Genomic DNA, 4,772 nt, shown 5'->3' with positions numbered 1-4,772 from the left:
CTTCAAGCGCCTCCTGCACAAAATGACGGAAGCCACGCCCCGCCTATCGCGCAGCTGGTTCCTTGAGAACGTTCCAGCAGAGCGAACCGGCGAGGCAGACGCGGACTTCACACAGCTCGCCGACCCGTGGAAGTCCGGGCATCTCGATTCAACCGTCACACGCGAGGACCTCCGAGCCCTCGAGGCCGCCTGCACAGGCATCAAGCGCTATGTGGATCAACACGTGACGCATGCTCAGCTGGACTCCGACGCCGAACTTCCCACCGCCGTCGAAATTGACGCTGCACTCAACATGCTTTCCGTGCTTCTCGAGAAGTACTCGCTGCTTCTAAACCGGCCGTCTTAGCCGATGCTCGGATATCCAACACCCTGGAGCACGGTGTCGGGCCGGGCAGCTCTCAGACCCTCGGGCGGTGGCATGTCGTAGGCGTCCGCGATCAGTTCGGTGGAGCGGTACTGTGCCTCGAGCGAGTGGGCCACCGGCAAGAACATGATCTCGTCGGCCATGGCTTGGTCCTGCAGTCGGCCGATTTTCGCAGTCACCTGTTCGGCGGTGCCGTGCATGACGCGGTCGGTCCAGCTGTCGAGGATCTCGCGTTCCTGCAGGCTCGGATCGTAGGATTCGACGGCCTCTGGGGTCGGAACGAGGTAGGACTTGCCCTGGAACATCCGCAGCATGCTGAACGCGAAGGTGCGGGCCTGGCGGCGCGCCTCGTGCTCGTCCTCGCACGCCATGGTGCCGATGCTGATGGCCGCATACGGTTCCGACAAAACATCCGAGGGGCGGAAGGACCGCCGGTACAGCTCGAGTGCAGGAGCAGCGTTCTCGCCGCCGAACTGGTGCGCGAACGCGTACGGGCGGCCCAGCTGACCGGCGAGCTGGGCGGAGAACCCTGAAGAGCCGAGGAGCCATACCGACGGGCCGGCCGGCATTTCGGCAACGTCATGTTCCCTGTTCTGCCACGGTCCAGGCACCGCGTGTACGGACCGGTACGGGTGGCCGTCCGGGAAGTCGTCGTTGAGAAAGCCAAGCAGTTCCTGTACTTGCTGCGGGAAATCTTCGCCGGACCCGTGGTCGCGGCGCAGGGCTGCGGCGGTCTGGTGGTCGGTGCCGGGAGCCCGGCCCAGGCCCAGGTCGATCCGGCCCGGGGCGAGGGCGTCGAGCATGCCAAACTGCTCCGCGATCACCAGCGGAGCGTGGTTGGGCAGCATGACACCGCCGGAGCCGAGCCGGATCCGCTCGGTATGGGCGCTTAGCCGAGCCAATATAACCGCCGGGGACGACGTCGAGACGCTGGGCATGGAGTGGTGCTCGGCCACCCAGAAGCGGGTGAATCCGCGCCTGTCGGCCAGCTCTGCCAGCCGGATCATCGAGGCTAGTGAATCGGATGCTGTGTATCCGGTGCCAGTCATTGCGCTATCGACGATGGACAGCGGCGCGGGGGCCGAGCCGAAGCGGGTTCCGGGGGTCATGGGGTTACCGGTCTTTCTCTTGGGTGACAATTAGTTCAGCTGCAGGCGGTCAGAGAGCCCTGCCGTTTCGAACGCGGCGACGAGTTCGTCGCGGCCCTCGGTGAAGTGCTTCCAGCTATCCACATGAGCGGGCACGACGCGCCGGGCGCCGAGGATTTCGGCCACCTCCGCGGCGCGTGTTCCATCAACGGTGAGCAGAGCGCCGTCGAACATAGGGGTGCGGACGGCGCCAGCGAAGATGACCGCGGTGTCGACCGGACCGAAGCGGCCGGCGATTTCGCGCACGACGTCAACCGAAGCGTTGTCTCCGCTGATGTAGACGGTTGGCAGATCTTCAGCGGTCAGCATGAAACCGATGACCTCGCCCACCATCGGTTCGCTGCCTTCCGGGCCATGCAAGGCGGGCATGCCGGTTACCGTGGCGGTGCCGCCGCCGGGACGCTCAAGCTCAACCGAATCCCACGGGGCCAGCGGGCGGGCAGCGCCTCCCAATCGACCGGCACCGCTGGGTGTCGTCAGCGTAAGGGGCACGTCTGCGAGGAACGCGCGCCCCGAGGTGTCGAGGTTATCGGGGTGTTCGTCATGGGACAGCAGGACTGCATCCACCGGGGCGAGGTCCGCCGGGTCGATGGACGACGGAGCAGTCTTGGCCAGGGTGAGGTCGCCGAGCGGATAGTCGCCCGGACCATCGAAGGTTGGGTCGGTCAGGAAGCGAAGGCCGCCGTACTCGATGAGCGCGGTGGGGCCACCGAATACGAGGACGGGGACCTGCTCGTTTGCGGTATTGATATTGGACACGAAAGGAACCTCACGGCAAATAGATTATTTATACATGAGAGAGTCTAGGTGTTTCTCACGCGAAAAGACAACCTGTACCATGAGATGTATGACCGGTTACCCTCTTCCCCCAGCTCCTGGCACTGTGGAGCATGTATCGCTGGAGTTCGCGAACAGCGCCGTATCCCTCCCCGGCGATCGAGTTATAGATGTGATGGACACCCCCGTCGACGCCACCGAATGGCTGATTGAACGGAACCTCGCGCCCGCGGATGCCCAACTGTGGGACGTGTGCGTGAACCGCCTGCATAACCTCCGCGCCCATACCCGCGCCCTGCTCGCAGCACGGGCTGACGACCAAGCACCTTCGGACACCGCCCTGCAAGCTGTAAATGAAGCCCTGACCAGAGTCCCGAGTGTCTCGCTGCTGCGGTGGAGCGACGACGAAGGCCTGCAGCGCTCGGCGGAACACCCGGCAACCCAAGTCGTCGAACACGCCATGGCCAGCCTCGCCGCCGACCTTGCCGACCTTCTGACGGGATCCGACGCCGAAATCCTCTCGGCATGCAGTGCACCGTCCTGCAACCGCTACATGCTCCGCACCCACGCGCGGCGGCACTGGTGCTCGACACGCTGCGGTGACCGCGTGCGCGCTGCACGAGCCTACGCCCGTCGAAACACCGCCCCGCGAAGCAAAGAGACCGCCGCAGCGAACTGAATCCTCCCGGCATTCCCGTCTCTACAGCCATTGTCCGTGTCCGACGGCGGCTGTATTCTGGCGCTGGACCCGCCGCTTGGTCGGCACTCGTCTGAAAGGCATCCGAAATGACGATTCCAGAGCCACCACCAGAACCGAATCCGGACCCCACGCAACCGGCACCTGGCGAGCCACCGGCACGGCCACCAGAGCCGGGGCCGTTTCCCGGCCCCGTGGAGCCCCCGAAACCGGGGCCTCCACAACCGCCCGGCCCGTCGCCCGAACCAGCACCGCCACCGCCCTATCCTGGCCCGGTGCCGCCCGAACCCGAGCCGAAGCCTGAGCGTTAGTCATTCCCATACCGGCCCACGCAGTGCTTGTGCGTGAGGCCACAGGCGGCGCTCGAGGATACGCAATAATCGAGGCATGGCCAACTCACCCTCCGGAGACTCAATGATCCGCCGGTTGATGCGGATCATCGCGTCGTTCGACCATTCCAAGCCCGCCATGAGCGTCGCGGTGCTGGCCAAACGCGCCGACATTCCGCTGGCCACCACGCATCGGCTGGTCAACGAACTGGTGGACGAGGGCGTGCTCCGCCGTGAGCGGGGAGGCCAGGTCCGCCTTGGCCTGCGGCTGTGGGAATTGGCCAGCCGCAGCTCGGAAGTGCTGTCGCTGAAACAGGCGGCGATGCCCTTTATGGAGGACGTCCAGGCGGTCATCCGTCAGCACACCCAGCTGGCCGTATTGCAGGACGACGAGGTGCTGTTCGTCGAGCGGCTCTCCAGCAGGGATTCGGTCATCAACGAGGCGAAGGTCGCAGGGAGATTACCGGTCCACGTCTCGTCGTCGGGCATGGTCCTGCTGGCCCATTCACTACCACCGGTGCAGGAAGCGTACCTGAACCGGAACGCTGAATCGGTCGACGCCGGGCAGTTGCGCCGTGATCTGGCCGGTGTCCGCCAGTCCGGATATGCGGCGCTGGCGGGTTACGTTGTCGCGGACACCAGCGGGATCGCCGTCCCTGTACTGGGGCGACGGCAGGAAATTATTGCAGCCCTCGGCGTCGTGGTTGCTGTGGGCGAAGAAAACATTCCGGCCACCGTACCGGCATTGATGACGGCGGCCCGCGGCATTGCCCGCGCCATCGCGTGAGAATGTTTAATAGAAGTACGACGGCGTCGGTCACCTTTCGCATTCAATGAGAATGCCGCTCGCGCCGGCTTGTGCTAGTCCTCACACTGATGGAGTACCGCTCATAATTCTTGGAGGAGAACCAGCTGGTGGAACGCAGAATCGTCAAGACACAGGTCGGCATCGTCGGCGCAGGTCCGGCCGGGCTCATGCTCTCTCATCTACTCTACACCTCGGGGATCGACTCCACCGTGGTCGAAGCGCGCAGCCACGAGACCATCCGCACTACTCAGCGGGCCGGCATCCTCGAGCATGGCAGCGTCAATATGCTCGTTGACTCCGGCGTCTCGGACCGGGTGCTGCGTGAGGGCCACCGGCATGACGGCATTGAGCTGCGATTCAACGGACAAAACCACCGTATCGACTTCGCGGACCTGGTCGGCGAATCTGTGTGGCTCTACCCGCAGAATGAAGTATTCGTCGACCTCTCAAAAGCACGTGATCGCACCGGCGGGGACATCCGCTACAGCTCGTCGGATACCAGCGTGCTGGACCTGGAAACCGACACCCCGAAGATCCGCTTCACGGACGTCGACGGACAGCATTGGGAGCTCCACTGCGAGGTGGTCGTCGGCTCTGACGGCTCCGGCGGCATCTGCAAGAAGAGCATCCCGGCCGAACACCGCAAGGA

Annotated in this window: 6 protein-coding genes; 4 read left to right on the top strand and 2 right to left on the bottom strand. The window is 64.5% G+C overall.

Translation table 11 applies throughout. The features are described from left to right. On the top strand, window positions 1-346 hold a 346-nt coding region (locus Y707_RS0117710), incomplete at its 5' end, for a hypothetical protein (RefSeq protein ID WP_216699291.1). Here the strand turns inward: Y707_RS0117710 and Y707_RS27230 are convergent. Then, window positions 343-1,473 (bottom strand): LLM class flavin-dependent oxidoreductase, encoded by a 1,131-nt coding sequence (locus tag Y707_RS27230; protein WP_081744979.1) that lies wholly within the window; start codon window positions 1,471-1,473, stop codon window positions 343-345. The genes Y707_RS0117710 and Y707_RS27230 overlap by 4 nt on opposite strands. 30 nt (window positions 1,474-1,503) lie before the next feature. Beyond that, window positions 1,504-2,271 carry an MBL fold metallo-hydrolase gene (locus Y707_RS0117700; RefSeq protein ID WP_026536060.1) on the bottom strand — a complete coding sequence of 256 codons (768 nt, stop codon included), beginning with the start codon at window positions 2,269-2,271 and terminating at the stop codon, window positions 1,504-1,506. A gap of 88 nt (window positions 2,272-2,359) precedes the next feature. On the opposite strand from Y707_RS0117700, the gene Y707_RS0117695 reads away from it, so the two are divergent. The 3 genes from Y707_RS0117695 to Y707_RS0117675 form a co-directional block, all read left to right on the top strand. Further along, window positions 2,360-2,968: a CGNR zinc finger domain-containing protein gene (locus tag Y707_RS0117695; RefSeq protein ID WP_216699290.1), complete on the top strand. Its 609-nt coding sequence runs from the start codon at window positions 2,360-2,362 to the stop codon at window positions 2,966-2,968. Between the two features lie 405 nt (window positions 2,969-3,373). Next, the gene (locus Y707_RS0117685) at window positions 3,374-4,102 is read left to right on the top strand and encodes an IclR family transcriptional regulator (RefSeq protein WP_026536057.1); all 729 of its coding nucleotides are present in this window, start codon (window positions 3,374-3,376) and stop codon (window positions 4,100-4,102) included. Between the two features lie 128 nt (window positions 4,103-4,230). Further along, window positions 4,231-4,772 (top strand): FAD-dependent monooxygenase (locus Y707_RS0117675; protein ID WP_026536076.1); only part of this gene is annotated, 542 nt, incomplete at its 3' end.

The sequence above is a fragment of the Arthrobacter sp. H14 genome (assembly GCF_000520495.1).
Lineage (GTDB): Bacteria > Actinomycetota > Actinomycetes > Actinomycetales > Micrococcaceae > Arthrobacter_C.
The sequence above is the reverse complement of the archived record's forward strand: the minus strand, read 5'-3'. Positions and strand labels throughout refer to the sequence as shown.